The organism is Hamadaea tsunoensis DSM 44101 (genome assembly GCF_000428945.1).
Classification (GTDB): domain Bacteria; phylum Actinomycetota; class Actinomycetes; order Mycobacteriales; family Micromonosporaceae; genus Hamadaea; species Hamadaea tsunoensis.
In genome coordinates, this window is the sequence record NZ_AUAX01000025.1 from 83,955 (window position 1) to 110,433 (window position 26,479).

Consider the following 26,479-nt stretch of genomic DNA (forward strand, 5'->3'; position numbering starts at 1 on the left):
GTAGGAATTCTGTGCATCGAATGTAGTCGACCTCTATAGCGTCGGAACCTGAACATCTTTCGTCGAGCTTCGGTAGGAGGAGCCCGTGGGCAATCTCGGACTGCGCGGGGCGTTCGTCGCCCTCGCGACGACCGCTCTGGTGGTGACCACGGCGTCGGCGGCCCCCGCGGCGCCGGTACGCGACGACGCCCGGTTCTCCCTCCAGGCGAGCACGTCCACCTTCCCGCTGGCCGACCCCGACACGCTGCTGGCGGAGGACGGCACCTACGTCACCTACGGCACCACGGTCGGCGCCGGGACCGGTACGCGTTGCGGCGCGACCGGCCGCCTCTACGTTCCCGTCCTCGTCCACGGTTCCGGCAGCGCCGTCGGCATGGCGAACTGCGCCTCGTACGACGCGCTCCCGTCCGGCCCGGGCGCGTGGGCCGAGCCCGGCGGCGCGATCTGGGCGCCGGGCGTCGTCCGCTTCGGCAGCCGGTTCTTCATGTTCTACACGGCCTCCCGCAGCGGTTCCGGCCAGAAGTGCATCGGCCGGGCCATCGCCACCAGCGCCCACGGCCCGTTCCAGAACCAGGGCGAGTGGGCCTGTCCGGACGCGGGCCGGTGGGCACTCGACCCCAACCCCTTCGTCGCCGGCGGGAACCTGTACGTGACCTACCGCGACGACGCCATCGCGACGGGTGCGGAGACCGGCATCTCGACCGTGCGTACCGACAGTGAGGGCCGCGCGATCTGGGACACCCGGCGGGACATGCTCAAGAGCACCGACATCACCTGGGACACGGCGAAGACCAGCGGCGGCACGCATGTCGTCGAGAACCCGTCGATGTGGAAGGCCGCCGACGGGGACTGGTACCTGATGTACTCGGGCAACAACTGGGACAGCCCCCGGTACGCGACCGGCATCGCGAACTGCGGCACGACCCCGCTGCCCGCCTCCCGCTGTACGCCCATCCGCGACGGCGTCGCCCACCCGTTCTTCGGCTTCACCGGCGCCGCCGGGCTGGACCCGCTCCGCGGCCTGCCCGGCAACCACGAAGGTCCCGGCGGCATGGACGTGTTCACCGCCGCCGACGGCACCGCCCGCGTGGTCTGGCACTGGTGGGACGGCACGCACCGGTTCCCGATGACCGGCGTCCTGACGCGGCCGACGTCGGGCTGGCTCGTCTCCTGAACCTTCGCGAACCCCGCCCGATTCTCCGCAACCCCTCTCGTGAAGGAGATCCCATGGGACCCATCAGCAGGCGCCGCGCCCTCGGCCTGGCCGGCGGCGCCGCCCTCGCCGGCGCGACCGGCGCCCTCGCCGCCACCGAACCCGCCGGGGCGGCCACCGCCTGGCGCAACCTCGGCGTCATCACCGCCAACATCGGCCGTGACAACCTCGGCCGGCGCGACGCCGCGATCATCGCCGTCCGCAACGCCCTCAGCATGGAAGGCCCGCAAGACCGTCCGCTGGTCGGCTGGCAGGAGATCGGCGAGGGCGACGGCGACGAGAAGGAGAAGGGCTACATCAACGACCACTTCGGCCCGTACTACAACAACCTGCACCTCAACGACGGCGGGCAGCTCGTACCGATCTCGGCGCCCAAGGCGTACAACGTGCTCGCGCAGCGCGTCACCTCCGTGCACGCCGGCAAGGCGGGCGTCTCGCCGAACCGGGTCATCACCGAGGTCCTCCTCGGCGCGGCCGACGACCCCGCGCTCCAGTTCGCCTTCCTGAACACGCATTTCGTGGCGGGCGCGTACAACGGGAAGGAAGATCCTTACGAGGCGTGGCGCGACCAGATGTGGGGCATCCACTTCGACAAGATGCGCGACACCATGTCCTACTGGCTCGACCGCGGCTACCCGGTGATCTGGACCGGGGACACCAACCGGGACCCGATGCCGAAGTTCTTCCCGGCGCGCGAGGCGCGCGCGTTCGCCAACGGGATCGACCAGATCGGGTGGGTCCTGAGCACGAACGGAGTGCAGATCCAGCTGCGCAACAAGTTCACGGTCGCGATGAACGTCGACGACCACGACGCCCGGGTGGCGGTCCTCCAGCTCCGCCGAGCCTGACGTTCAAAATCAAGATCAATTTCATGTCCCGGGTTCGTCGATCTCACCTCCGCTCCTCACGCGGGAGACCGTTCCGGCGCGGGGCGCCTCCACTGCCAGCACAGTGGGGCGACGCATCATCCACCGCGGATCGGTCACCGCTTCACCCGCCCAGGCATCGGCTGACGGTCCACAATCGGCCAACCCATCGAGCAGTCCTGGCGCGGTGATCGTTTACCGTCATTACGGCAAGCCGACCCCGATTTCCTTGATCAAATACCGTCAATACGGCAGAGGGGCGCTCCCGTGCCGTCATAGGGGTATTTGATCAAGACAATCGGGGTCGCGCTGCCGTAATAGCGGTATCTGATCAAGGCGAATCGCGTCGACCGGTGTAGCGGAAAGCGGCGCTGACCGGCGCGCTAGACAATTTCCAGAAGTGCCTGTGCTGCGCGGATGCCGAGTGGCTGCCCGATCTCCTCGTGGTACGCGAGCGCCTCTGCCGCCAGCCGCCGCCCTTCCGCCACCTCGCCGAGCCGGAGCTTGACTGCTGCGAGGGCGGCCGCGGCGTACCCGTGGGTGACGCGGATGCCGAGTTCGCGGGCCAGGTCGAGAGCGGTCCGCGCGTGCGGCAGGGCGGCCGCCGGATCGTCCAGGCCGAGCAGGGCGTGGGTCAGGGCCACCCGGGCGTCGAGTTCGGGGTCCCGGCCGCCGGTCATGATGCACAGGTCGAGCGCCGTCTGGAGCAGGTCGACGGCTTGCCGGTGATCGCCGCGGGCACTGTGGACGATCGCGACGCGGTTGAGGACGTTGGCCTCCGCGTTGGGGTCGCCGGTTTCGCGTACCAGGTCGAGGGCTGCCGTCGCGGAGTGCAGGGCGGTGTCCAGGTCGCCGGATTCGCACTCGACGTACGCGAGGTTGATCAGTGCCACCGCTTCGGCGAGTCTTCCGCCGGCGGCTCGCAGGACGGTCAGCGACTCCCGCAGGACGGTGGCGGCTTCGGTGAGGCGGCCGGCGTACCGGAGGGTGTCGCCGAGGTTGGCCAGGGCCAGCCCTTCGCTGTTGCGGGCACCCGCCTCCCGGTGCAGGCCGACGGCTTCGCGGAAGCAGCGTTCGGCTTCGCCGAGGTCGCCGACCGACAGGCAGACGAACGCCAGGGTGCCGAGTGCCTGGGCCTGGCCGGCACCGTTGCCGGTCAGCCGGTGCGCGTCGAGGGCGCGCCGGGCGTACCCGGCCGACTGCTCGTATTCGCCGGTCCACAAGTGGACGACGCCGAGGTTGACCAGGGCGGCCGCGTGGCCGTCGGCCCAGCCGATCGGTTCGGCGAGGTCGACCGCCCGGCGGCCGTACGCCTTCGCCTCGTCGTACCGGCCGAGGCCGCGGAAGTAGAAGGCGATGCTGAGTTCGGCCGCGGCGGCTTCGGCGGCGGCCAGGAAGGGGTCGGCGACGGCCGGGGCGGCCGACTGCGCGTACTCGGCGGTGGGCAACCAGTCGATCATGTCCCGGGCCAGGTGGAAGTAGGGCCGCAACCGGTCGGCCAGGGCGCAGCAGTGCTCCGGCAGATCGTGGTCGTACGCGTCGCGTACGCAGGCGACGAGGTTGGCGGCTTCCTCGTCGAGCCAGTCGGCGGGGACGTCGCCGGGCGGGACCGGCGCCGGGACGGGAGCGGGCAGCGGCAGCAGGGGCAGGTTCGGCATCATCCGGCGGGCGGCCGCGTCCGCGCGGACCAGGTACCACCCGATCAGCCGCTGCCGGGCCCCGGGCGTCTCCGGGTCGCGGAGCGAGTACGCGTACAGCCGCAGGAGGTCGTGCAGCGAGTAGCGGCCGTCGGCCCGCTCCTGGACGAGATGCGCGGCGGTCAGGCGGCGCAGCAGCGTCTCGGTGGTGTCGAGGGGCAGATCGGCGAGCGCGGCGGCCGCCGGCAGCGGGATGTCGGGCCCGGTGACCATGCCGAGCAGGCGGAACAGGCGGGCGGCCGGTGCGGTGAGGCGGGCGTAGGACTGGTCGAAGGCCGCGCGGACCGTGCTGTCCTGGTCGCCGTCGATCGCCAGGGCGGCGAGCCGGTCGCCGCCGCGCAGTTGCGAGACGTAGTCGGCGATCGGCTTGCCGGGCTGGTCGGCGAGGTTGGCCGCGGCGATGCGCAGGGCCAGAGGCAGGTACCCGCAGGCGGCGGCGAGGTCGGCGACGGCGTCGGGTTCGCCGCCCGCGCGGTCCCGGCCGAGGACGCGGGCGAGCAGGTCTTCGGCGTCGCGGGCGGACAGGACGCCGAGGTCGAGCCGGCGGGCGCCGTCGCGGGCGACCAGGCCGCTGAGCCGGTCGCGGCTGGTGATCAGGGCCAGGCTGCCGGCGCCGCCGGGCAGCAGCGGGCGTACCTGGTCGATGGTGGCCGCATTGTCCAGCAGGACCAGCACCCTGCGCTCGGCGAGCAGCGACCGGTAGAGGCCCGCGGCTTCGGCGGGATCGACGGGGATCCGGTCGCTCGGCTGGCCGAGCGCGCGCAGCACCTGCGCGAGCGCGTCGACCGGGCGCAGCGGGCGGCCGGTGGCGAAGCCGCGCAGGTCGACGTAGAGCTGGCCGTCGGGGTAGCGATGGGCGGCAGCGTGTCCCCAGTGGACGGCCAGCGCGGTCTTGCCGGCGCCGGGCGCGCCGGTGATCAGCGCGGACCCCGCGACGGCCGCGCTCTCGCCGGCGATCTCGTCCAGGCGCCGCAGGTCGGCCTCGCGCCCGGCGAAGTCCGGCACCGCGCGCGGCAGGAACCGCGGCACGGTCGCCATCGCCAGGCCCGGGTCGTTCGCCAGGATCCGCGCCTGCAGGTCGCGCAGTCCCGGCCCCGGCGCGACACCGAGCTCCGTGTCCAAGGTCTTCCACACCCGGCGGTACGCGGCGAGCGCGTCGCCCTGCCGTCCGGCGCGGTAGTACGCGAGCATCAGCAGTTCGGTCAGGTGCTCGCGGGTCGGGTGCTCCTCGACGAGCCGGGTCAGGTCGGTCAGCACCTTCTCGTGCCGGCCGCAGTCCAGGTCGGCCTGGGCGAGCAGCTCGATCGCGGTGAACCGCCGCTCCTCCAGGGCGGCGCCGACCCGGGCCCGCAGATAGTCCCCGGCGGCGTCGGCCAGGAGCGGGCCGCGCCACAGCGTGAGGGCCTCGGCCAGCACCGCCGCGCGTACGCCGGGATCGTCGGTGTCGCGAGCCCGCGCGACGGCGGCGGTGAAGCGGTGCGCGTCGACCTGGGCCGGGTCGATCTCGATGCGGTAGCCGTTGCCGCGGGTGGCGATCCGGATGCCGTGCGGCTTGAGGCGGGCCCGCAGCCGGGCGACGTAGGTGTGCACGGTGCGCTGCGCGCCGGCGGGCGGATCGTCGTCCCACAGCAGGGTCTGCAGCCGGTCGTTGGCCAGGATGCCGCCGTCGGCCGCCAGCAGGAGCAGGCCGAGCAGGCAGCGCTCGCCACGCCGCGGGCCGAGGTCGATCAGCCCCGCGTCATGCTGGATCTCGACCGGACCGAGGATCCGGAACAGCAAGACGGTACCTCGTCTCCGCCGGGGGGAGTCTGGTGTCCGAGTCTAGGGACGCGGGCGTCCGGCGACCACCCGGCGGCCGGGGGCCTTGACACTAAAGTGACAGGCAACGTGTTGCGTCAATGTAGAAATTTGTCAATGTTATGCCATTTGGTGGCACTACCAGCCCCGATAATTCCTCCACTATGGATTGCTAGTTCACAATGGCTGTGTAGCCTGAGATGGTGGCCGAACGGATTCTTGTCGTCTCCCATGTGCCGGCCTTCGGCGAGGGGATCGCGGCGTACCTGACCGGGAAAGGGTTCGACGTCGCCCAGCCGGTGGACCCGCTGCGGTGGCTGCGTGACACCACGGCCGACGCCGCGGTGGTGATCGTCGGCACCCCCGCGGCCGAGAAGATCATCCGTACGCTGAACGCCGAGCATCCCAAGCTGGCCATCGTCGGGCTGCTGTCCGCACCGGATCCGGTGGACTGCCGGTGGCTGCTCGACGCGGGCGCGCACGCCGCGATCCCGTGGTCGGCGTCGTCGGCCGAGATCCTGCAGGCGCTGCTGTCCGCGCTCGGCGGGTTCACGACCCTGCCGACGGAGGTGGCCCGGGCGATGGCGCGTACGGTGCCGGGCCGGGCCGCGATGGTGGAACTCGATCCGCAGGAGACGCTCTGGCTGCGGCAGCTCGCCCGCGGCGGCTCGGTCGTCGATCTCGCCCGGCGGGTCGGCTACTCGCAGCGGGAACTGCACCGGCGGCTCGCGCAGCTCTACCGCCGGATGGGCGTGGCCACCCGACCCGAGGCGATCGCGCTGGCCGCCCAGTGGGGCGTCCTGCGCGACTAGTCGCTGACCCGCGCGGCTTCGGCCTCGTCGCCGGCGGAGACGACCTCGGTGCGGACCTCGGTAGGAGCGTCGGTAGAGGCCTCGGCGGGGGCGTCGGTGTGGGCGGAGAACAGCACCAGCCCGGCCAGGATCAGCACGCCGCCCAGGGCCTGGCCCGCGTGCAGCGGCTCGCCGAGCCAGACGATCGCGGTAAGCAGCCCGAAGACGGGGATCAGATTGAGCGTGAAGCCGGCGAAGCTGGCCGGTACGCCGGTGATCGCGTAGTTGTAGAGCAGGAAGCTGGCGGCGAAGCCGAGCACGCCCGCGAGCGCCCCGGCGACCCAGAACCGGGCCGGGATCGAGGTCGAGACGCTCTCCGCGCCGGTGCCCCACTGCCAGGCGGCGACGGGGATGGTGAAGATCAGTCCGAAGAGGAACTGCCAGGCCGTCATCAGCGTGGGGTCGATGGAACCAGCCATCCGGCCGGCCAGCGTCACGTAGATCGCGGCCGACAGCGCGCCGCCCATGATGAGCAGGTCGCCCAGGCCCACCGCGGCGACCGGATGGGCGCCCTCGATGACGGTGACCCCGACGGCCGCGAGCACCACGCCGAGCACCGAGCGGACCCCGATCCGGTCGCGCAGCACGACCACCGCGAGGACCACCACGAACACGGCCTCCAGGCTGGACAGCAGGGAGGCGTTGCCGGCCGTCGTGCGGGTCAGCCCGACCGTCAGCCCCGCGTACGCGAGAGCCGGCTCGAACAGTCCCATGACGGCGAGCAGTCCCGGCCGGCCCGGGAAGCCGATCCGGCCGCGCAGGGCCAGCACGATCCAGATGAGCGCCGTACCCACCACGAGTTCGAACAGCAGCAGGGTCATCGGGGCGAAGCCGCCGAGCGCGTACTTGGTGATCCCCGTGGCGGTGCCCCAGCAGAGCGCGGCCGCGAACAGGGCGAGACGGTGGCGCACGGAAGCTCCTTAGCGGACACGGGGCGCGGCGGCGGGCGACCGCGACCGCGCCCCCGACGAGGGATCACTCTACGAGGAAGTTGCCGAATGCCCATGGTTCTACACTCGAACCGGTGGCCGGCCGGAAGGTCGAGAACGGCTCGTACGCGGCCGACCGCGGCGTCCAGTCGGTCGCCACCGACGGGCTCGGGCCCAGGTAGGGGTTGGCCACGGCCAGCACCTGCTCATGATCGAGGTCGTCCGGTACGCACAGCCCCCGGTCGGGATTGCGCAGGATCCAGTGCACGGCGCCGAGCACCGACGCGGCGACCTGCAGGGTGGTGGCGTTCTGGTGCGGGGTGAGCGTACGCGTCTCGTGGATGTCCAGCTGGGAGCCGACCCACCAGCCGTTGAGGTCGTGGCCGAGCAGCAGCACGCCCAGCTCGTCGGCGCCGTCGACGATCTCGTCGTTCATGATCCGCTGGTCCGTCTGCAGCCGGTGGCCGTTCATCCGGCACTCGTGCAGCGACGCCATCGCGGCATCCGTCGGCAGGTACGCGTAGTGCACGGTCGGCCGGTACGCGGCCCGGTCGCCCTCCCACACGGTCAGGTGATCGCTGATCGTGAAGGCCTCGCCGTGGCGTACGACCATGCCGATGATGGGACCGGCGGCCGGCACCCAGGACCGCACGAACGTGCTGATCCCGGTCCGGGCCAGGCAGATCTGGTTGCGCGGACCCGACTCGTGCTCGTACGCGTACGCCGGCAGTTCGGGTTCGTGCGTACCCCAGCCCATCTCGGCGGGGGCGATGCCCTCCTCGTAGAAGCCCTCGACCGACCAGGTGTTGACGAACTCGCCGACCCGCTTGGGCACGTCGCCGATCTGCGTGTCGCGCTCGGAGATGTGGATGACCTTGACGCCGACCTCGCGGGCCAGCCGGGCGAAGTCCCGGTCGCCGAGCGCGGTCTCGATCCGGTCCCGCCGCTCGGGCGCGAGCGGGGCGGGCAGCCGCTCCGGCTCCTTGAGCATGGCGTGGGCGATGTCGGTCAGGGCCACCTTCGTCCAGTGGCTGACCAGGCCCGGGTTGGCGCCGTGCTCCACGACGGCCGTCGGCCCGTGGGCCGGCCAGCCCGCCGCGCGCCGGCGCAGCTTCATGTGCCGGTGGTAGAGGGTGCGGTCCTGCGGCGGGGTGAGGGCCTGGTTGGCGTACGGGTCCCAGTCCTCGACGGAGGTGTCCACGTAGAGCACGCCGTTGCGCTGGCACCACTCGATGATGTCGCCGGTGTCGATGTTCCAGCTCAGGTTGACCAGCAGGTCGCCCTCGCCCAGCTGCTCGCCGAGCTCGGCGGCCAGGTTCTCCGGCGTGATCTGCCGCTGGACGAACCGGGCCCCGGCGGCGAGGGTCTCGGGGATCCGGTCGCGCAGGTCCAGCATGTCCATCACGGTCAGCCGGCCGTGGTCCATGTCGAGGTGGCGCAGCAGCAGCGGCTGCAGGCACTGCGACACCGAGCCGCAGCCCAGCACCAGCACCCGGCCGTCGTGCCGGATCGACGGGAAGTCGTCGCTCATGCGGAGTCTCCGATGCAGACGGTGGCCAGCGGGTCGTACCCGTTGAAGCCGACGGACGAATAGGTGGTGGTGTAGGCGCCGGTGCCGTGGATCTCCACCACGTCGCCCGGGCCGAGCGCCATCGGCAGCCGGTACGCCGCGCGCTGGTAGAGCACGTCCACGCTGTCGCAGGTGGGCCCGGCCAGGATCACCGGGCCGTCCTCGCCGTCGCCGTCGTGCGGGGTGGCGATGGCGTACTGGATCGCCTCGCCCTCGGTCTCGGCCAGACCGCCGAAGCGGCCCACGTCCAGGTACACCCAGCGCTTGTCGTCCGTGAACGACTTGCGCGCCACGAGGACGACCTGCGCCCGCAGCACGCCGGCCGCGGCCGCGACGTACCGGCCCGGTTCGATCGCCAGCGCCGGCGGGTCGCCGTCGAAGTGCCGGTCCATCGCCGCGCGGATCGCCCCGGCGTAGTCCTCGATCGGCCGCACGGGCTGCCGGTACGCGGCCGGGAAACCGCCGCCCGCGTTGAGCAGGGTCAGGCGTACGCCGCCCGCCTCGACGGCCTTGAACACCCGGGCCGCGTCGGCCACGCTGGGCCCCCAGCGGGTGGGGTCGAGCTGCTGCGACCCGACGTGGAACGACACACCCACCGGGGCGAGTCCCTGGTCGGCGGCCGCGAGCAGCAGCGCGACGGCCATCTCGGGGGAGCAGCCGAACTTGTTGCTCAACGGCCACTGGGCACCGGCGCTGCTGGCGGCGATGCGGCAGTAGACCGCGGCCCCCGGCGCGTACTTGGCCAGCTTGTCCAGTTCGGACTCGCTGTCGAAGGCGAACATGCGTACGCCGCGGTCGAAGGCGTACGCGATGTCGGCGGCCTTCTTGATCGTGTTGCCGTAGGACAGCGCCGACGGGTCGGCGCCGAGGTCGAGGCAGAGATCCATCTCGGCGGGGCTGGCGATGTCGAACGCCGATCCGTGCGCGACGAGCGCCGAGAGCAGGCGTGGTTGCGGGTTGGCCTTCACCGCGTAGAAGGCGGTCGCGTCGCCGAACGCCTGGGTGAGGCGCCGGTACTGGGCGACGGCGACGCCGACGTCGAACAGCAGGTACGGTGTCTGCTGCTCGGCGTCGCCGACGCCGGCCGAGGGGCTGGAGATGTTCATCGTCCTTGGGGTCTCCTCACTGCCGATGGAACCGGCCTTCAGCAGCCGGTCGGTAGGAGCCGGTCGGTGGCGGCCGGTCAGTACTCGAAGAGCTCGGTGTTGTGCGCGCGGCGGGCCGGCCACGGGTTGTGGTACTTGTTGCTGTCCTCGGTCGGGTGGCCGTGGAACAGCCCGTAGTTCAGGTGGTCCTGCGGGAACCGCTGGTCGGTGATGTAGTCGAGGATCAGGTGCGACCAGATCTCCAGGTCCGTCTCCTCGTACGCGACGCCGGTGACGTCGCGGCCGTCGCGGGTCGCGTCGGTGGGGACGAGGACGTCGGTGTGGTAGAGCGCCGAGTAGCGGGCCGGGTCGAAGTCCTTCGGCACGTAGCCGGGCAGCTTGCCGTCGTGCTGCACCGGGCACTTGCCCTCGGCCAGCCGGTTGTGCCAGCTCTGGCTCGCCACCCCGTCGACGCCGAGCCCGCCGTTGCCGATCGACCGGTACGCGGTGTCGCGGACGAACTCGATGGCGTCCTCCAGCTTGGGCATGAGGCCGCGCAGGTGCATCGACTGGGCGTAGTGGCCGGGGGAGTTCATCGAGAACAGCAGGCCGCCGGGGACCCGCCGGTCGTGGTTGCGGGTGCGGTGGGCGCCGCCGTAGAAGATGTTGCAGCCGGCCTTGAACAGGGTGAGCTGCCCCTCGGCCGTCCGCAGCGGCACCGCTTCGGTATAGATGACGTCCTGCTGGATCGGGGCGTGCTCGGTGAGGTAGAGGTTCGACAACTCGACGCAGACGTCGATGAGTTCCTGCCCCGGCGCCGCGTACGCGAGCCGGGCACTGTTGATCATGATGAGGAAGCCGCTGGCCTCGCCCCGTTCGGCGAGATCCTTGAACTCGCGGCGGCCGCGCTGGATCTCGGCGCTGACGTGGGTGGCGCCGAGGGCGAGGTCGGCGTCGTCCAGCCAGAGCAGGTACGCGGTCAGCCCCTTCGACGGCGCGATGCCCTTGTCGGCGTGCGAGGACAGCCGTCCGAACAGGCACGGCGTGAACCGGGCGCACCATTTCCAGAAGGCCGCGCGTTTCTCGGCCCGGTCGGCGTCCGAGAGCAGGATCAGGTTGGCTCGGTCGATGTCTGGGCCGAAGTCGGTGTCGGCGGGCAGCTGGGGCAGGTCGTCGATCAGGGAATCCAGGGACCTGGCGATGACAGACATGCACTGTGTCTATCAATAGACATACATGCATGTGTTGGCCAAGTTGACGCAGTATCCGGCCGTCAGTCGGCACGGTCGTGTCACGATCGGGCGGGGCTGCGCCAGGGGGCCGCCCGCGACGGGGCGGTTCATCGACGGGCGGCGGGGGTAGGCTGCGGCCGTGGGAACCACCGTCGCGGTCCTGGGCGCGTCCGGCGTCTACGCCCGCCATCTCCTGCCCCTGCTCACCCGGCGCGGGTTGCAGGTGAGGGCGCTCGCGCGGCGGCCCGAGACGGCCACCGTCGCCCACGCGTGCGGCGCCGAGGTCCAGTTCGCCGACCTGCTGGAGCCGGGGTCGCTCGCCGCCGCCCTGCGCGGCTGCGACGTGGTGGTCAACCTGGCCACGACCCTCCCCGGCCCGCGGGGCGGCGGCGACTTCGCGGCCAACGACCGGCTGCGCCGCGAGGGTACGCCGATCCTCGTGACCGCCTGCCGCGAAGCGGGCGTACCCCGGTTGCTGCAGCAGAGCATCTCGATGGTCAACAGCGGCGCCGGCGCGGAGTGGGCCGACGAGGACACCTGCCTGCCGGCCGACGACTCGGTCGCCGGGCAGGCCATCGCGGCCGCCCGCGACATGGAGGAGGGCATCCGCGGGTCCGGTGTGGACTGGCTCATCCTGCGCGGCGGCCTGTTCTACGGCCCCGGCACCGGGCTCGACGACGACTGGTTCGAGCGGGCGCGCTCCGGCCGGCTGCGGCTGCCCGGCGACGGCGAGGACTACGTCTCCCTGGTCCGCGTCGAGGACATGGCGGCGGCCACCGCGGCGGCGGTCGAGTGGTGGCCGTCGCGGCAGACCCTGATCGTCGCCGACGACGAGCCGGCCCCCTGGCGGGACGTCCTCGGGCAGGTGGCGACCATGGCCGGGGCGGCGGCCCCGGTGACGGGCGGCCGGATCGCCTTCCCCTCCTGGCGCGTACGCAACACCCGGGCCCGGGCCGCGCTCGGCTGGGAGCCGTTCTTCGCCACCTACCGGTCCGGACTGATCCGCTGAACTGCCCGTCCAGCTGCGCGAAAGCCCAGGAACCTGGATACAGTGCGGGTAAGTGCCCGGCGCATGGGAAGGACCGGCGTGACGCAGCTGTCGATCACCACTGACCACCAGGCGGAGGCGACCGTCGTGGCGCTGGCCGGCGAGCTGGACCTCGGGTCGCGTACGCGGCTGCAGGCGGCGCTCGCCGAGGCGATCGAGGCCGGCCGGCCGGTCGTGGTCGACCTGTCCGGGCTGACGTTCATGGACTCCACCGGCATCGCCGTGCTCACCAACGCCCGCCGGGCCGCCGGGGAGGCCGGCGTGCCGCTGACGGTCACCGAGGCGACCGGCACCGTCGAGCGGATCCTGGAGATGACCGGGGTCCGGCAGTTCCTGTCCGGGGAATGGCCGCAGCGGTGACCGCTACGCGTACCGCGGCCGCCCAGCTGCGACGCATCCAGGCCGTGACCGACGCGGCACTGTCCAGTCTGGACCTCGACGCGATGCTCGCCGAGCTGCTGGACCGCACCCGCGAGGTGCTCGACGCCGACACCGCTGCGATCATGCTGCTCGACCCGTCCGGCACGGAACTGGTCGCCACGGCCGCCGCCGGGCTGGAGGACGAGGTGCGGCTGGGCATCCGCGTACCGGTGGGGGAGGGGTTCACCGGACGGATCGCGGCCACCGCGCGGCCGATGATCCTCGACCACGTCGACCCCGGTAACGTGTTCAGCCCGGTCCTGCTCGACCAGCACCTGATCTCGATGGCCGGCGTACCGATGCTCGACCAGGACGAGGTCATCGGCGTCCTGTACGTCGGCCGGCGGCGCCAGGGCACCTTCACCGGCGAGGACGTGGAGGTGCTCCGGCTGGTCGCCGACCGGGCGAGCCTCGCCACCCGCGCCCAGCTGCGCCGGCTCGACCGGGCCGCCACCCTCGCCCTGCAGCGCAGCCTGCTGCCCGCCCGGCCGGCCCCGCTGCCCGGGCTCGATCTGGCCGCCCGCTACCTGCCCGGCCAGCAGGTCGGCGTGGGCGGCGACTGGTACGACGCGTTCCGGCTGCCGAGCGGCCACACCGGCCTGGTCATCGGCGACGTCGCCGGCAGCGGCCTCGCGGCGGCCGTGATCATGGGCCGGATCCGCAGCGCCCTGCGCGCGTACGCGCTGGAGGACGACGACCCGGCCGAGGTGCTGGCCCGGCTGGACCGCAAGATCCAGCTGTTCGAGCCGGGTGCCCTCGCCACGGCCGCGTACGTGGTCATCCCGCCCGCCGGGGACGTGATGCACCTGTCGCTGGCCGGCCACCTCCCACCGGTGTACGCCGGCCCCGGCGCCCCGGCCCGTCCGGTGGACACCCGCCCGGACCTGCCGTTGGGCGTCTTCCCGGACGCGCCGCGCCGGACGTACACCCTGCCGTTCCCCACGGGCGCGACGCTGCTGCTCTACACCGACGGGCTGGTCGAGCGGCGCGACCGGGTCATCGACGACGGCATCGCCGAACTGGCGCGTACGGTCGCCGGATCGAGCGCGCTGGAGATCTGCAACGCGGCCGTCGGCCTCGCCGGTGACCAGGCGGTCTCCGACGACATCGCGATCCTGGCCGTGCTGCGTACGGGCAGCCTTCTCGGGTAGGCCTCAGGGATGCACCGGAGAATCTTTCCGGGTTGCGGCCCTGATGTCCGGAACGTGGCGCGCTGCGAGGCTCGTAGGCATGACGCTCTCCCGCCGCACCCTCTTCTCCCTCGCCGCCCTGAGCGGGGTCGCCGCCACGGCGTCCTACCCGGGCCTCGCGATCGCCGCCACGCCTGCCGAGTGGTACGCCCCCATGCGCGACGCGATCGCCGGACTGCCCGAGTCCACCGCGACGGCCGCCCAGGTACGCCTGACCCGCGGCGCCGACCGGTGGGACGGGCGGTCGGGAGTCCGCGACGTCCACAGCGGAGCCCCGGTCCCGGAGCACGCGCGGTTCCGGATCGGCAGCATCACCAAGACGTTCACCGCCACGGTGGTGCTCCAGCTCGCCGGGGAGGGCCGCCTGCACCTCGACGCCCCGGTACGCCGTTACCTGCCGGGTTTCCTGCCCTCGGCGTACGACGCGGTGACGGTGCGCCACCTGCTCGACCACCGGACCGGGCTGCCCAGCCCGGCCTGGCCGGACGGCATCGTGTGGCAGGTGGAGCACCGGTTCGACCGGTACACGCCGGAGGAGCTGGTCCGGCTGGCCCTGCGCGGCGAACCCGAGTTCGCGCCCGGCACCCGGCAGAACTACACGAACATGGGCTACATCGTGGCCGCCGTGCTGATCCGGCGCGTCACCGGGAACACGTACGCCGAGGAGATCGAGCGGCGGATCCTGCGCCCGCTGGGACTGCGCGACAGCTCGCTGCCGGGCGACGATCCGGCGATCCACGGCCCGCACGCGCACGGATACCAGGTGATGCCGGACGGCACGCTGTTCGACGTGAGCCGGTGGAACCAGTCCTCGACGCCCGGCTCGGGGGACATGGTCTCGTCCGTACGCGATCTCGACACCTTCATGGCGGCGCTCTTCCGCGGCCGGCTGCTGCCCGCGGCGCAGCAGGCCGCGCTGTTCACCGTGCCGGAGGTGCCGGACCACGAGACCGGCGGGCCCGCGACCTACAGTGCCGGGCTGACCAAGCTGGTCACGTTCCCCGACGGCCGGGTCGTCTGGGGCAAGAGCGGCTCCCGCTACGGCTACAAGGCGGCGATCGCCGGTACGCCGGACGCCGCCTCGCGCGTCGTCTACTCGGTGAACTCGACCGACGCCAAGTCCGCGACCGACGCGCCGGTGGTCGGCCGGATCACGATGGCGGCCCTGTCCCTGCTGTGAACCCGGCTGCCCGCGGCGAGCCGGCCCCGCGCCGACACTCCCGTGGTACCCAGGCCGGGGTAGGTCGAACGGACCGCGCCCCGGCCGCCCTCCGGCCCGCCACCGGAAGCGATCACCCGGTGTCCGCTGAGGACCGTCGCACCTAGAGTCGGAGGTCACTGCGGCGCCGGGAGGGCGGATGCGTTTTCGACGCGTACTCGGGCTGGGCTCCAGTCTGCTGCTGGGACTCTCGCTGGTCACGGCGGTTCCCGCCGGTCCGGCGACGGCCGCCGCGGGCACCGTGACGATCTCCGACCGGGCGTACCAGGCCGTCGATCCGGCACGGATCCTGGACACGCGCAGCGGACTCGGGGCGGCCGGACCGGTCGGCGCCGGGCAGAGCATCACGCTGAAGGTGACCGGCACGGGCGGCGTACCCGCGTCCGGGGTCGGCGCGGTCGTGCTCAACGTGACCGGGACGGGTGCCACCGCGGCCACCTTCGTCAGCGAGTACCCGGCCGGCGGTCCGCTGCCGACGGCCAGCATCCTGAACCTGACCAGCGGCGAGACTTCGCCAAACCTGGTCGTCGCCAAGCCGGACGCGCAGGGCCGGATCAGCTTCTACAACTACGCGGGCGGCGTCCACCTGATCGCGGACGTGCTCGGCTGGTTCGCGGCGGCGGGGGCGTTCACCGGGCTCACGCCGGTGCGCGTACTGGACACCCGGTCCGGGCTCGGGGCGCCGGCCGGGGCGGTCGGTCCACAGAAGACGATCAGCCTGCGGCTGGGCGGCGTCGCGGACATCCCCGACACGGCGGGCGCCGTCGTGCTCAACCTCACCGGCACGGCTCCGACGGCGGCCACCTTCGTCACCGCGTACCCGAGTGACGCCGTGCGGCCGACCGCCAGCAACCTGAACCTGACCGCGGGCCAGACGCGCCCGAACCTGGTCATCGCCAAGCTGGGCGCCGACGGCGTCGTCAAGCTCTACAACAACTCGGGGTCGGTGCACCTGATCGCGGACGTCGTGGGCTGGATCGCCGCGGGCGGCGACTACACGGGCCTGACGCCGGCGCGGTTCCTCGACACGCGGGAGAGCCAGGCGGTCGGGCCCGATGCCGGCGTCCGGCTGCAGCTCACGGGCGAGGGCGAGGTGCCGCCGGACGGCGTCGGCGCCGTCGTGCTCAACCTGACGGGCACCGCGGCCTCGGCCGGGACCTTCGTCACCGTCTATCCCGACGGCGCCGCGCGTCCCACCGCGAGCAACCTCAATCTGGTACGCGGCCAGACCGCCGCCAACCTCGTCGTCACCAAACTGAGTGCGGACGGGGCGATCCGGCTCTACAACAGTTCCGGCACGGTGCATCTGATCGTGGACGTGGTGGGCTGGATCTCGACCGGCCTGACCGGGACCGTCGAGAAGCCGGCGGGCACGACCATCGTGCCGGGTGACCAGGTAAGCCAGGTCGATGAGAGCAGCGGCGACCTGACCGTCACCGGCGCCGCCCCGGCCACCGGCCAGTTCGTCTTCGTCGAGCCGGGCACCTCGGCGGCCGGGACGATCCTGGGCAAGGTCACCGGCACCACGCCGGGCGGCGGCGGCACCATCGTGCACACCACGCCCGCCCGCCTGGAGGAGGCGTTCCCGAGCGGCGAGATCCACGGCAGCGTCGACTCCAGCGAGCTCGCCGGCCCGTCGGCACTGCGGGCGTACGCGGGCCGGAAAGTGGCCGACCGCAACGGTTTCGTGCACACCGCGACCGGTCCCGTCCACGCGGACTGCGAGGGCAGCCCGATCACCTACGACGTCAACCTCGGCATCCACGCCCGTTTCGTGCTGGACGTACGCTGGGGGCTCGGCTCGGTCGACGAGCTGTCCCTGGTCTTCGAGCTGGACGTCGCCGGGACGATCACGTTGACCGTCGGCGGGCACGCGTCGTGCGAGATCGGCCTGCCGCCGGCGATCCCGCTGCCGCCGGTGTGGGGCTTCGTGCCGGTGCTCCAGCCGGCGTTCAAACTCGAGTTCTCCGGCGGCCTCACCCTCACGAGCGAGGTGAAGGGCCAGGTACGCGTCGGCGCCGCGTACCGGAACGGCGGCATGCAGTGGATCCACAGTGGATCGGTGTCCGGCACGGAACCGGCGCCGGCCGCGGCCGGTGAGCTGACCGCGAAGGTGACCTTCGGTCCCAAGGCGTCCGTGAAGTTCGCCGACGCGGTCGGGGTCTCGCTGTTCGGCGGCCTGTTCGCCGAGAGCACCGTCTCCACGAGCGGCGACCCGTGGTGGAAGGTCGACGGCGGCCTGGAGGTCGAGGTCGCGTTCGAGGCCGACCTCTGGTTCACCGACTTCAGCTACGAACTCGGCGCGTACGTGTTCGGCCGGTTCCAGCTCGCCCGCGCGAGCGGTCCCTGGCCGGGGCCCAGGTTCACGACGCGTACCCTGCCGCGGGGCGAGGTCGGCCTGGCCTACGACGCCGCCCTCGGCCTGGCCGGCTCGCCGCCGCTCACGGTCACCAAGACCGCCGGAACGCTGCCGGCCGGCCTGTCCCTCAGCGGCTCCCACCTCGTGGGTACGCCGACCGCACCCGCGTACGCCCAGTTCACGCTGAAGGTGAGCGACGGCGCCGGGCGGTCGGCGCAGCAGGCGTTCGCCGTCGACGTCATCGCGCCCGGCTCGTCGAACGTGCTGCCGCTGCCGGGATCGCCGCCGGTGCACGAGTTCGCGACCACGGACCTCTACCTGCCGAGCATCTGGGGTCCCGGCCCGCGCGGCGAGGTGCTCCTGTGCGGCTTCACCGGCACCGGCTCCGGACTGGTCCGCGCCGCCTCCTACATCGCCCGGGACGGCTCCGTCTCCGGGCCGGCGCCGACGACGGTCTGCGACAACGCGAACTTCCCGCGCGACAACCATTTCTACGAGCTGACCTCGGCCGGGGACACCGTCTGGAGCGCGGACGGCTGGACCTACGTGCTCGACACCTCGGCCACCAAGGTCGTGCGGGCGTACGGTCCGGACGGGACGGTGCGGTGGACCTACCCGGTCGCGGGCCAGACCGGCCTCATCGACGTCACGCCCGACCGGACGCAGCTGCTGCTGATCGGCGAGCACTCGGCCGTCCTCGACCCGCACACCGGTGCGGTGAAGTACGTGTTCGGCGACTCGGCCTGGGGACCGCTGGCGGCGACGGCCGACTACTTCGTCTTCAAGCCCGACGGCGTCAACCGGGGCATCGGCTACCGGTACCGGGCCACCGGCGCGCACGCGACCGGCACGGACCCGCTGCCCGACGGATTCGGCACGCGACCGGCCGACGAGACCGCCGCGCTGGCGGCCCGGCAGGTCAGCGCGGTCTGGTCGCCGTCGGGCGGGGACTGCGGCTCCGACATGGAGCGCATGGACAGGTCGGGTCCGCAGTGGACGGTCACCGTCCCGCCCGCGTACGCGAGCTGTGCGTACCAGGACTTCTACGCGACGGGAGACGGCGGCGGCTACCTCGTGCAGGTGAGCGCCGACCGACACGGAACCACGGTGACCCGCGTGCGGCCGGGCGGCACGATCGCGTGGTCCCGTCCGGAGACACTCCCCGGCGGATCGCTCTACGGCATCGACAGCCTCGACGGGGCCGCGGTGGCGGCGGACGCGACGGGCCGGATCGCGTACCTGAGCCAGCAGGACTACGCCTGCGTGGCCCAGGGATCCGCGGCGACCTGCCGGCGGCTGCGGCTGACCGTGCTGGGCGCCGACGGCACCGTGCTGCTGAGCCGGGTCTTCGAGCAGCCGGGGTACAGGGTGGACGCCGTGAACACCTTCCACGCGTTCGTCGGCGGCTTCGGACAGGTCTTCGTGGCCCTGAACTACACCCCCGCCGACGCGTCCGACCTCACCGGTCCGGAACGGTCCGCGCTCGTCAGCGTCGCCGTGCCGTTCGACGGGGACTGGGACTTCACCCGGCGGTACCGGACGGCGTACCAGGCACCGTGATCGCGCCCCGTGATCGCGCCCCGTGGTCAGTCGCTCGCCGACGCGGTCGCGTACGCGAGGTCGAAGCCGCTGTTCGCGGGCCGGCCCGACGCGTCGAGACACTCGACGTACAGGGTGACGTCGTCCTTGGCGCTGTAGTCGTTGCGCAGTTCGACCGAGCAGTACCCGCCGCCGTGGGCGGTCACCCCGGTGAAGCTGGGCACCTGCCCGAGCGGCACTTTCATCTGGTAATGGCCGGTACGCGGCCGGGTGACCGTCGGCGTCCCCGGCTTCGTGAGCCACCACGACGAGACCACCGGGCCGCCCGCGTCGTCGACCACGACCGCGGCGGCCTGGGGCCGGCGTACGTCGTCGAGCAGGCTGCCCCGTCCCGCGTACGCGAGCACGAAAGCGGTGTCGGCCGACGTACCGCCCGGTGCCGCGCAGGTGATCCGCACGGCCGTCGCCGTACGCCCGGCCAGCGCGCAGTACCGGGCCGCCCCGCCGACCGGGGACACCTGCACCGAGCGGGCTCCGGCGGTCAGCTCCACCGTGTACGCACCGCGGCCCGTCCGGCTGATCCGTCCGGTGCCGGACGCGTTCGGCGTACCGGGGGTGTAGCTCTGGGCCGCCGGGGCGGACGCGTGGACGAAACCCCGCTCGCCCCCGGCCGCGTACGCCGAGCCGCCGGTGCCGCCGAGGAACAGCACGGCGACCGGGATGTCGGCCGGCGCGCCGGTGTGGTCGAAGCAGGCGACCTCGACGACCTCGTCGGCGTTGCTCCGCCGCCACTGCACGGGCTGGCAGACGGCGCCCGTGCCGGCATAGTCGTACGCCTGGGCGAGCACGATCCCGCCGGTGCGCCCGACCCCCGGCAAGGTCACGACCTGCCGCCCGGTCCCCCCGTGGTACGCCGTCGGCGCGCTCGCGGCGGTCGCCGGATCCAGCCGCCACGGGCCGTAGGTCCAGTTCGCCTCGTCGTTGGTGTCGTGCTGCGGGCTCGCCGTGAGCGGATGGGTCGAGCCGACCGGGTCGGTGACGTGGCGTACGAACGCGAAGCCCCAGGTGGCGGGGGCGGCCTCGGTGCTACCGCCGCCGTTCGGGCTCGGCGACCCGCCGCCGGGTCCGGATGATCGCGGGGATCCGCTCGGCGATGCCGCGCTCACTCCGGCGGACGGGTCGGCGGACGGCCCGGCCGACGGGAACGGGGAGGCGGGCGGGGCGCCCGCGGTCGCCGAATGCCCGCCACCACCGGTGCCGCTGCCGCCGCCCTCGGTGCGGCCGTCGAAGCCGAAGCCGATCACGGGCGGAACGGTCGTCACGTAGACGGCCCACACGAGGAGGACCACCACGGCCGAGCCGCCGTACATCAGGGGTGCCGGCAGCACGAGGAAGCCCACCCACCGGCCGACCCGCTTCGCCGGGCGGGCGGGCCGTTCAGCCTGGTCGGCGGGCCGTTCGGCCTTGGTCCGCTCCTCGGCGACGGCGTCGGCGACCGCCTCCGCGACCTGTTCCCGGGCGGCCCCGCTGAACGCGCGGAGCGTGCCGATCACGCCGACAAGTACGCTGACCAGCAGCGCGCCGTCGCCCAGCCGCTCGACGACGGCACCGAGCGCGGCCACGGCCGGCACGCTGCGCAGGACGGCGAGGGTCGTCGCGACCACGACCGACGCGAGGGCGATCAGGACGGTCCAGCGCTCCCGCTGCCACGCGGTCCGGATCATCCGCCGCCGGCTGACGACGGGCACGGCCGGCGGGGATGCCGCGCTCGCCGGGGGCTCAGGGGTCTCGGGGGATGCGGGGGTCTGCTGCGGTTCCGGCGCGTCGTCCACGGGGACCGGCGGCTCCTTCCGGCGAATGGTGATCAACCGGCCACTCTCGGTGCGAGTCTAGTGAAGCGGCGCCAGTGCTCCGGAGTCCGAAAGGGACTCCCACCTGTGAGCCAGGGCACGGATGTCACACGAACGGGCGTACCGGCGTCTTGTGGGTGACGCTGGGTAGGCACAGCCGCGAGGGAACGAGGAACCGCCGATGGACGTACTGGACGAGACGACGACCGCCTTCGTCGAGCACCGCAACCTGCTCTTCACGGTCGCGTACGAACTGCTCGGCTCGGCGGCCGACGCGGAGGACGTCCTGCAGGAGACCTGGCTGCGCTGGACGGGCGTGGCCCTCGACGAAGTCCGCGACAAGCGCGCGTACCTGGTCCGGATCACCACCCGGCAGGCCCTGGACCGGCTGCGTACGCTCAGCCGCCGGCGCGAGACCTACGTCGGACCGTGGCTGCCCGAGCCGTTGCTGACGACCCCGGACGTCGCCGAGGACGTCGAACTGGCCGAGAGCGTGTCGATGGCGATGCTGCTGGTGCTGGAGACGCTGACCCCGACCGAGCGGGCGGTGTTCGTCCTGCGGGAGGTGTTCGACGTCGACTACGACGAGATCGCCGCGGCGGTGGACAAGACGCCGGCCGCCGTACGCCAGATCGCCCACCGCGCCCGGGGGCACGTGGCCGCCCGCCGGCCGCGGACGGCGATCTCCGCCGCCGACACCCGCGACGCGCTGGACGCGTTCCAGCGCGCGGTCGAGACCGGTGATCTCCAGCGGCTGCTGGACATCCTGGCGCCGGACGTCGTGCTGCTGACCGACGGCGGCGGCGTGGTGTCGGCGGCCCTGGCTCCCGTCGTCGGCGCGGCGAAGGTGATCGACGTGCTGCGCCGCATCCCGGTCGCGGCCGGTCTGCTGACAGCGCAGGTCAACGGCTATCCCGCCCTGGTCGTGCGGCAGGACGACGGCATCCTGACCGTCCTCGCCCTGCGGCTGGACCACGGCCAGGTCACCGGCCTGTACGCCGTGCGCAACCCCGAGAAGCTGACCTTCATGGGCCGGGCGACGAGCCTGCGGCGGTGACCGCTGTCGGATCTCTGCGGATGGCTTGTGACCTCGGGACTTCCCCGACGACCCTCGCGGAGGCACGATGTACCCGGCCGTAGGAGGCCGACCGCTGGAAGATCAGGGAGTTCGAGATGAGTGAAAACCCGCTGTACGCCTTCGACACCGACGGCGACGGCCAGGCGGACGTGGTCGCGTACGACACGGACGGCGACGGGCGGGCCGACAAGATCCTCGTCGACGAGAACAAGGACGGCGAGTTCGACGCGGCCATGTACGACGACGACAAGGACGGCCAGATCGACCGCCTGATCCGCTCGGCCGAGTAGTCCCGCCGGACGGTCTCGTCCCGGCGCGGGTGCCGCCCGCCGGTACCCGCGCCCGCTACGCGCCGACCAGGGGAGTACGCTCGCCAAGTCCTCAGACAAGTAGAGGAGTTGGCCACCGATGACCACCACGGTACGCCGTCATCCGCTGGCGGCGCAGACGGCGGAAGTCCTGCTCGGCCGGATCAGAGCGGGCGAGTGGCCGCTCGGCGGACGGCTGCCCGGCGAGACGACCCTGGCGGCGCTGCTCGGCGTCGGCCGGTCGACCGTACGCGAGGCGATCCGCGAGCTGGCCGGCAAGGGCGTACTCGACTCGCGGCAGGGGTCCGGCGTCTACGTGACCGCCCTGGACGTCGCCGAGGACTGGGACGCCGTGCTGACCCGGGTCTCCGTCGTCGCTGTGCTGGAGGCGCGGATCGCCGTCGAAGCCGAGGCCGCCGCGCTGGCCGCCGACCGGCGTACGCCCGCCGACGTGCGTGCGATCCGGCGCGCGCTCGCGTACCGGGGGGAGGAGCACGCGTCGATCGAGGACCACGTGGACGCCGACATGGCCTTCCACCGGGCCGTCCTCGTCGCGGCCCACAACGACGTCCTGATCGAGCTGTTCGACACGTTCGTGCCGCGTATCCGCACCGCGATGGTGGCGATGCTGCGCGCCCGCCCGCTCGCCTCGCCCGCCGCCGACCACGACGCCCACATCGCGCTGGCCGACGCCATCGCGGCGCGCGACGCCCGGGCCGCGGCCGCGGACAGTCGCACGCACCTGACCTCGCTGAAGGAGGCCCTGGCATGACCGCCGCCATCGAACTGCGCGACGTCACCTTCCGCCGCGACGGCAAGGAGATCCTGCACGGGATCGACCTCAAGATCGGTTCCGGCGAGCACTGGGCGCTGCTCGGCCCGAACGGCGCGGGAAAGAGCACGATCCTCGGCTTCTGCGGCGCGGTCACCCACCCGAGCACCGGCACCGTCGACGTCCTCGGCCACCGCCTCGGCCACGTCGAACTGCAGGCCCTGCGTCGCACGATCGGCCACGTCAACCCGCGCCACCCGTTGCGCTACGCATTGACGGTACGCGAAGTCGTGTACACCGGTCTCACCGGCTCGATCGACCTGCCGGCCCGGTGGACGCCGACGGCCGAGCAACGGGACAAGGCCGACCACCTTCTGCGTACGCTGGGATTGGCGAAGAAGGCCGAGGACGTCTGGCCGGTGCTGTCGCAGGGAGAGCGGGGACGGACGCTCGTGGCGCGGGCACTGATCATCGAGCCGCGGCTGCTGTTGCTCGACGAGCCGACGACGGGCCTGGACGTGGCCGCGCGGGAGCAGTTGCTGGCGACCATCGACCTGCTCGACAGTACGCATCCCGGAGTGACGTCGGTGCTGGTCACGCACCATCTGGAGGAACTGCCCTCCACCACGACGCACGCGGTGCTGATCGCGGACGGGCGGGTGGTCGCGGCCGGTCCGGCGGCGGCGACGGTCACGACGCGCAACGTGTCGGCGGCGTTCGACCACCCGATCGAGGTGACGCGCCGTGACGGGCGCTGGTCTGCCCGAGCATCCTTCTCCCCGGAAAGCCCTGCCGTCTGAGCCGGCCGCCGCATCCGTCACCGGCCACCGTCTCACCCCACCGCCCCGGCCTTCGCCCCGGCCTTTGCCGCGACTGTCCGACTTGCGCGCCCGCCGTCGACCGACGGCTTGACGGCGTGATCGTTTACGGCTGAGGTGTGGAAACAGCCACCCGATGCATGATCGTTTACGGTTCTGGAGCGCGCTGACCGGGTTCTGCTGCACCTGGGGCGTCATCGATCACGCAGTTCGGGCCGGATGGACACCCCAGCCGTGAACGATCAAGAAGACGGCGCCCCGGGTCCACCTATCGGAAGATCGTTCCCGCATCACGGGCTACGGCCATCGGCGGGACGGCGTGGACGTGATCCACAGCGGCTGAGATGTAGAACCGGCCCCTCGCCCAAGATCCACAGCGGTCGGGATGCAGAGAATGGCCCCTGCCTACATCCCAGTCGCATTGGATCGAGGGAACGGACCCGAAACTACATCCCAGCCGCGAACGATCACCGACCAGCCGATCCACCCGACCGCCATATCGGACAGTCGCGACAAAGTCGGCGCGAGGAGCTTTGCGGCCCCGGATGATCGCGTCGAGATCCTCGATCATGTAGCGCCATATCGGCAAGAAAACGCTCTCCCGCCGATATGGCGCTACATGATCAACGCTCGACCGCCAGCATTGCCGGAATAGTGCTACATGATCATGGGCATCGAGCGGCCCCCGGTGTCCATATCGGACAGTCGCGACAAAGCCTAAGACGCGGGGGTGAGACGGTGACGGGGCCTCCTGGTCTCCCGCGCGAGGAGCGGAGGTGAGATCGACGAACCCGGGACAAAATGCCCTCAAAAGATCCGACCCCCGACGATCTTGCGCGAGTGTCCCAAATTTCGTCCGGAATGCCCGAAGGGCCCGAACATTCGCGCAAGATCGTCGGAAGGGGGCGGCGCTAGATGATGGAGAGGTGTACGTGGTTGGTGTGCTCGCCGGACGGTCCGGACTCGCCGCCGGACGGCGTGAAGTTCCGCCAGCCGAGGCCCGGTAGCCAGATCATGCGGTACCAGATGACGTACAAGATCCCCAGCCGGTCGGCGTTGTAGACGAAGAAGTACGCCAATCGCTGGCCGTACAGGCGGTATTCGCCCTTGGCCGGGCCCATGAAGCCGCTGGGATAGGTCGCGAAATCGCAGGCCCTGCCCAGCGGATGCTCACCCCAGCTCTGCTCACGCCAGCAGGCGTTGAACCACGTGAAGCCGGCCTTCATCGCTTCCGTACGCGCATGCGCGAGGCGCGGGGTGATGTGACCGCCCGAGGTCGGGTCGTCGAGCGAGGCGCTCTGCTTCGGCCAGTTGCCGCTGGAGGTCTTGGGCGACGGCACGGCCGTCTTCACCGCCGGGTCGACGAAGTTGGGGTTGGCGCGGCTGCCGCCGGCCGACGAGAGGGCGAGCTCGGCCGCGTGGATGCGGGACTGGATCTCGGTGGTCTGCTGCGCCATGATCTTGACCTGCGCGTCGATCTCCGCCTTGTCCCGGGAGATCTCGTCCTCGGCCGAGGCCAGCGCCCCGATGGCGTCGTTGTCGCGAGTGTTGATCTCTTCGAGCATGGTGGCGCGTTCCAGGAACGCCGACGGCGTCGGGCTGGACAGCAGGGCCGTGACGCTGGAGAAGCGGCCGTTCTCGTACGCCTGCGCGGCCATCTTCGAGACCTGGATGCGCAGCGGCAGCAGGTCCGACTCGATCTGGTCCAGCCGCTTGTTCAGCTCCTGCTGGCGGGCCTTGGCCGCATCGTAGGCCTGCTTGGCGGCGACGTAGCCGCGGGCGGCGGCCTCGACGTTCTGCAGCAGCTTCGGGTCGTCCTCGCCGCCGGTGGCGTACGCGCTGCCGGGCGCGGTGAACAGGGACGCGACGATCACCATGGCGAGTAGTGCCGCTACTCTCCGTACGAACCTGGCCGAGGTGCGCCGTCGCGGGGGTGTCGAGGTCACAGGGCGGTCCTTTCCGGGTCGGCGCACAGCGTACCGGAGCGAGCTCGACGTCCCCAGGCGTAAGGAGTCGACCCCGTCACTACGGAGAGCGATGAACGCTCCGGAAGGGGGACGAGACGGGCACCGGTTCCGGCGAACCGGGCAGCGCCCGCGTGTCACCGGAACGGGATTGGCACGCCATCGGATCGATACGCGCACCCGGCCGGCGTACAAGATCGTCGGGTGAAAGGTCGGGGCGCGGTGTCGATGGAGCGGGGGCGCGTGCGTCGTTAGGGTGGAAGGGCCGAACGGCGGCCCCGGGGAAAGGCCTTGTGACATGGCGAAATACCTCATCCTGATCTACGGCGTCGAGCAGAAGTGGGACGCGATGACGGAGTCGGAGGTCGCCGACCTGTTCGCCGCCCACCGTGCCTTCTCCGCGGCCGCGGGCGACTCGCTCGTCCTCGGCGCCCAGCTGGAGAGCTCCTCGACCGCGACCAGCCTGCGCAGCGGGCCGGACCGCAGCGTGGTGCCCACGGACGGGCCGTTCCTGGAGACCAAGGAGGCCCTCGGCGGCTTCTACCTCGTCGAGGCGCCGGACCTGGACAAGGTCGTCGAGATGGCGAGCGGCCTCTACGAGGTGCACGCGGGGCACAGCGGCGTCGAGATCCGGCCGCTGGTCGAGCAGTGACGGACGCGCCCGGGTCCGCCGC

General features: G+C 72.1%; 20 protein-coding genes. 13 read left to right on the top strand and 7 right to left on the bottom strand.

The window, feature by feature from the left end; all coding sequences use genetic code 11:
• Window positions 1-85 precede the first annotated feature (85 nt).
• Window positions 86-1,174 (top strand): family 43 glycosylhydrolase, encoded by a 1,089-nt coding sequence (locus G401_RS49450; protein ID WP_084557777.1) that lies wholly within the window; start codon window positions 86-88, stop codon window positions 1,172-1,174.
• Between the two features lie 53 nt (window positions 1,175-1,227).
• The gene (locus tag G401_RS0130255; protein WP_027345433.1) at window positions 1,228-2,061 is read left to right on the top strand and encodes a hypothetical protein; all 834 of its coding nucleotides are present in this window, start codon (window positions 1,228-1,230) and stop codon (window positions 2,059-2,061) included.
• 401 nt (window positions 2,062-2,462) lie between these two features.
• On the opposite strand, the gene G401_RS0130260 is transcribed toward G401_RS0130255, so the two are convergent.
• On the bottom strand, window positions 2,463-5,555 hold the full coding sequence (locus G401_RS0130260) for an AfsR/SARP family transcriptional regulator (protein ID WP_027345434.1): 3,093 nt from the start codon (window positions 5,553-5,555) through the stop codon (window positions 2,463-2,465).
• 221 nt (window positions 5,556-5,776) lie between these two features.
• Between G401_RS0130260 and G401_RS0130265 the strand changes: the two genes are divergently transcribed.
• Entirely contained in the window at window positions 5,777-6,385 is a 609-nt protein-coding gene (locus G401_RS0130265; RefSeq protein WP_157546579.1) for a helix-turn-helix transcriptional regulator, read from the top strand.
• On the opposite strand, the gene G401_RS0130270 is transcribed toward G401_RS0130265, so the two are convergent.
• From G401_RS0130270 to G401_RS0130285, 4 genes are all read right to left on the bottom strand, one after another.
• The gene (locus G401_RS0130270; protein WP_027345436.1) at window positions 6,382-7,335 is read right to left on the bottom strand and encodes a DMT family transporter; all 954 of its coding nucleotides are present in this window, start codon (window positions 7,333-7,335) and stop codon (window positions 6,382-6,384) included. The genes G401_RS0130265 and G401_RS0130270 overlap by 4 nt on opposite strands.
• A 64-nt stretch (window positions 7,336-7,399) precedes the next feature.
• The gene (locus G401_RS0130275; RefSeq protein ID WP_027345437.1) at window positions 7,400-8,884 is read right to left on the bottom strand and encodes a saccharopine dehydrogenase NADP-binding domain-containing protein; all 1,485 of its coding nucleotides are present in this window, start codon (window positions 8,882-8,884) and stop codon (window positions 7,400-7,402) included.
• On the bottom strand, window positions 8,881-10,029 hold the full coding sequence (locus tag G401_RS0130280; protein WP_051367359.1) for a type III PLP-dependent enzyme: 1,149 nt from the start codon (window positions 10,027-10,029) through the stop codon (window positions 8,881-8,883). Before G401_RS0130280 ends, G401_RS0130275 begins: the two co-directional genes overlap by 4 nt.
• 77 nt (window positions 10,030-10,106) lie before the next feature.
• Window positions 10,107-11,219, bottom strand: a complete 1,113-nt coding sequence (locus G401_RS0130285; RefSeq protein WP_027345439.1) for a hypothetical protein — start codon at window positions 11,217-11,219, stop codon at window positions 10,107-10,109.
• Between the two features lie 160 nt (window positions 11,220-11,379).
• On the opposite strand from G401_RS0130285, the gene G401_RS0130290 reads away from it, so the two are divergent.
• The 5 genes from G401_RS0130290 to G401_RS53525 all read left to right on the top strand — a co-directional run bounded on the left by G401_RS0130290 (window position 11,380) and on the right by G401_RS53525 (window position 19,036).
• A complete protein-coding gene (locus G401_RS0130290; protein WP_027345440.1) occupies window positions 11,380-12,249 on the top strand; it encodes an NAD-dependent epimerase/dehydratase family protein in 870 nt (289 codons plus the stop codon).
• 78 nt (window positions 12,250-12,327) lie between these two features.
• Window positions 12,328-12,648 carry an STAS domain-containing protein gene (locus G401_RS0130295; RefSeq protein WP_169734272.1) on the top strand — a complete coding sequence of 107 codons (321 nt, stop codon included), beginning with the start codon at window positions 12,328-12,330 and terminating at the stop codon, window positions 12,646-12,648.
• The gene (locus G401_RS49455; RefSeq protein WP_051367361.1) at window positions 12,633-13,859 is read left to right on the top strand and encodes a PP2C family protein-serine/threonine phosphatase; all 1,227 of its coding nucleotides are present in this window, start codon (window positions 12,633-12,635) and stop codon (window positions 13,857-13,859) included. The genes G401_RS0130295 and G401_RS49455 overlap by 16 nt, the downstream gene beginning before the upstream one ends.
• Window positions 13,860-13,938: 79 nt before the next feature.
• Window positions 13,939-15,078 carry a serine hydrolase domain-containing protein gene (locus G401_RS49460; RefSeq protein ID WP_051367362.1) on the top strand — a complete coding sequence of 380 codons (1,140 nt, stop codon included), beginning with the start codon at window positions 13,939-13,941 and terminating at the stop codon, window positions 15,076-15,078.
• Between the two features lie 178 nt (window positions 15,079-15,256).
• A complete protein-coding gene (locus tag G401_RS53525; RefSeq protein WP_027345442.1) occupies window positions 15,257-19,036 on the top strand; it encodes a putative Ig domain-containing protein in 3,780 nt (1,259 codons plus the stop codon).
• 26 nt (window positions 19,037-19,062) lie between these two features.
• Here G401_RS53525 and G401_RS0130315 read toward each other — a convergent pair whose 3' ends face one another.
• On the bottom strand, window positions 19,063-20,883 hold the full coding sequence (locus G401_RS0130315) for a hypothetical protein (RefSeq protein ID WP_157546581.1): 1,821 nt from the start codon (window positions 20,881-20,883) through the stop codon (window positions 19,063-19,065).
• A gap of 163 nt (window positions 20,884-21,046) precedes the next feature.
• Between G401_RS0130315 and G401_RS49470 the strand changes: the two genes are divergently transcribed.
• The 4 genes from G401_RS49470 to G401_RS0130335 all read left to right on the top strand — a co-directional run bounded on the left by G401_RS49470 (window position 21,047) and on the right by G401_RS0130335 (window position 23,823).
• A complete protein-coding gene (locus G401_RS49470; RefSeq protein WP_034593600.1) occupies window positions 21,047-21,922 on the top strand; it encodes an RNA polymerase sigma-70 factor in 876 nt (291 codons plus the stop codon).
• 116 nt (window positions 21,923-22,038) lie between these two features.
• Window positions 22,039-22,233: a hypothetical protein gene (locus G401_RS49475; protein ID WP_034593601.1), complete on the top strand. Its 195-nt coding sequence runs from the start codon at window positions 22,039-22,041 to the stop codon at window positions 22,231-22,233.
• 118 nt (window positions 22,234-22,351) lie between these two features.
• Window positions 22,352-23,023 (top strand): FadR/GntR family transcriptional regulator, encoded by a 672-nt coding sequence (locus tag G401_RS0130330; RefSeq protein ID WP_027345444.1) that lies wholly within the window; start codon window positions 22,352-22,354, stop codon window positions 23,021-23,023.
• Entirely contained in the window at window positions 23,020-23,823 is an 804-nt protein-coding gene (locus G401_RS0130335; protein ID WP_027345445.1) for an ABC transporter ATP-binding protein, read from the top strand. Before G401_RS0130330 ends, G401_RS0130335 begins: the two co-directional genes overlap by 4 nt.
• A gap of 929 nt (window positions 23,824-24,752) precedes the next feature.
• On the opposite strand, the gene G401_RS0130340 is transcribed toward G401_RS0130335, so the two are convergent.
• Window positions 24,753-25,718 carry a coiled-coil domain-containing protein gene (locus tag G401_RS0130340; protein ID WP_051367363.1) on the bottom strand — a complete coding sequence of 322 codons (966 nt, stop codon included), beginning with the start codon at window positions 25,716-25,718 and terminating at the stop codon, window positions 24,753-24,755.
• A 385-nt stretch (window positions 25,719-26,103) separates the two neighbouring features.
• Between G401_RS0130340 and G401_RS0130345 the strand changes: the two genes are divergently transcribed.
• Complete coding sequence (locus G401_RS0130345; protein ID WP_027345447.1) at window positions 26,104-26,457, top strand: YciI family protein; 354 nt, start codon at window positions 26,104-26,106, stop codon at window positions 26,455-26,457.
• Window positions 26,458-26,479 lie beyond the last annotated feature (22 nt).

Excerpts from the sequence above, each read along its gene's own strand:
- G401_RS0130255 (WP_027345433.1), top strand. The coding sequence starts at position 1,228 with ATGGGACCCATCAGCAGGCGCCGCGCCCTCGGCCTGGCCGGCGGCGCC.
- G401_RS0130275 (WP_027345437.1), bottom strand. The coding sequence starts at position 8,884 with ATGAGCGACGACTTCCCGTCGATCCGGCACGACGGCCGGGTGCTGGTG.
- G401_RS0130280 (WP_051367359.1), bottom strand. The coding sequence starts at position 10,029 with ATGAACATCTCCAGCCCCTCGGCCGGCGTCGGCGACGCCGAGCAGCAG.
- G401_RS0130285 (WP_027345439.1), bottom strand. The coding sequence starts at position 11,219 with ATGTCTGTCATCGCCAGGTCCCTGGATTCCCTGATCGACGACCTGCCC.
- G401_RS49455 (WP_051367361.1), top strand. The coding sequence starts at position 12,633 with ATGGCCGCAGCGGTGACCGCTACGCGTACCGCGGCCGCCCAGCTGCGA.
- G401_RS49460 (WP_051367362.1), top strand. The coding sequence starts at position 13,939 with ATGACGCTCTCCCGCCGCACCCTCTTCTCCCTCGCCGCCCTGAGCGGG.
- G401_RS53525 (WP_027345442.1), top strand. The coding sequence starts at position 15,257 with ATGCGTTTTCGACGCGTACTCGGGCTGGGCTCCAGTCTGCTGCTGGGA.
- G401_RS49470 (WP_034593600.1), top strand. The coding sequence starts at position 21,047 with ATGGACGTACTGGACGAGACGACGACCGCCTTCGTCGAGCACCGCAAC.
- G401_RS49475 (WP_034593601.1), top strand. The coding sequence starts at position 22,039 with ATGAGTGAAAACCCGCTGTACGCCTTCGACACCGACGGCGACGGCCAG.
- G401_RS0130330 (WP_027345444.1), top strand. The coding sequence starts at position 22,352 with ATGACCACCACGGTACGCCGTCATCCGCTGGCGGCGCAGACGGCGGAA.
- G401_RS0130335 (WP_027345445.1), top strand. The coding sequence starts at position 23,020 with ATGACCGCCGCCATCGAACTGCGCGACGTCACCTTCCGCCGCGACGGC.
- G401_RS0130340 (WP_051367363.1), bottom strand. The coding sequence starts at position 25,718 with ATGGTGATCGTCGCGTCCCTGTTCACCGCGCCCGGCAGCGCGTACGCC.
- G401_RS0130345 (WP_027345447.1), top strand. The coding sequence starts at position 26,104 with ATGGCGAAATACCTCATCCTGATCTACGGCGTCGAGCAGAAGTGGGAC.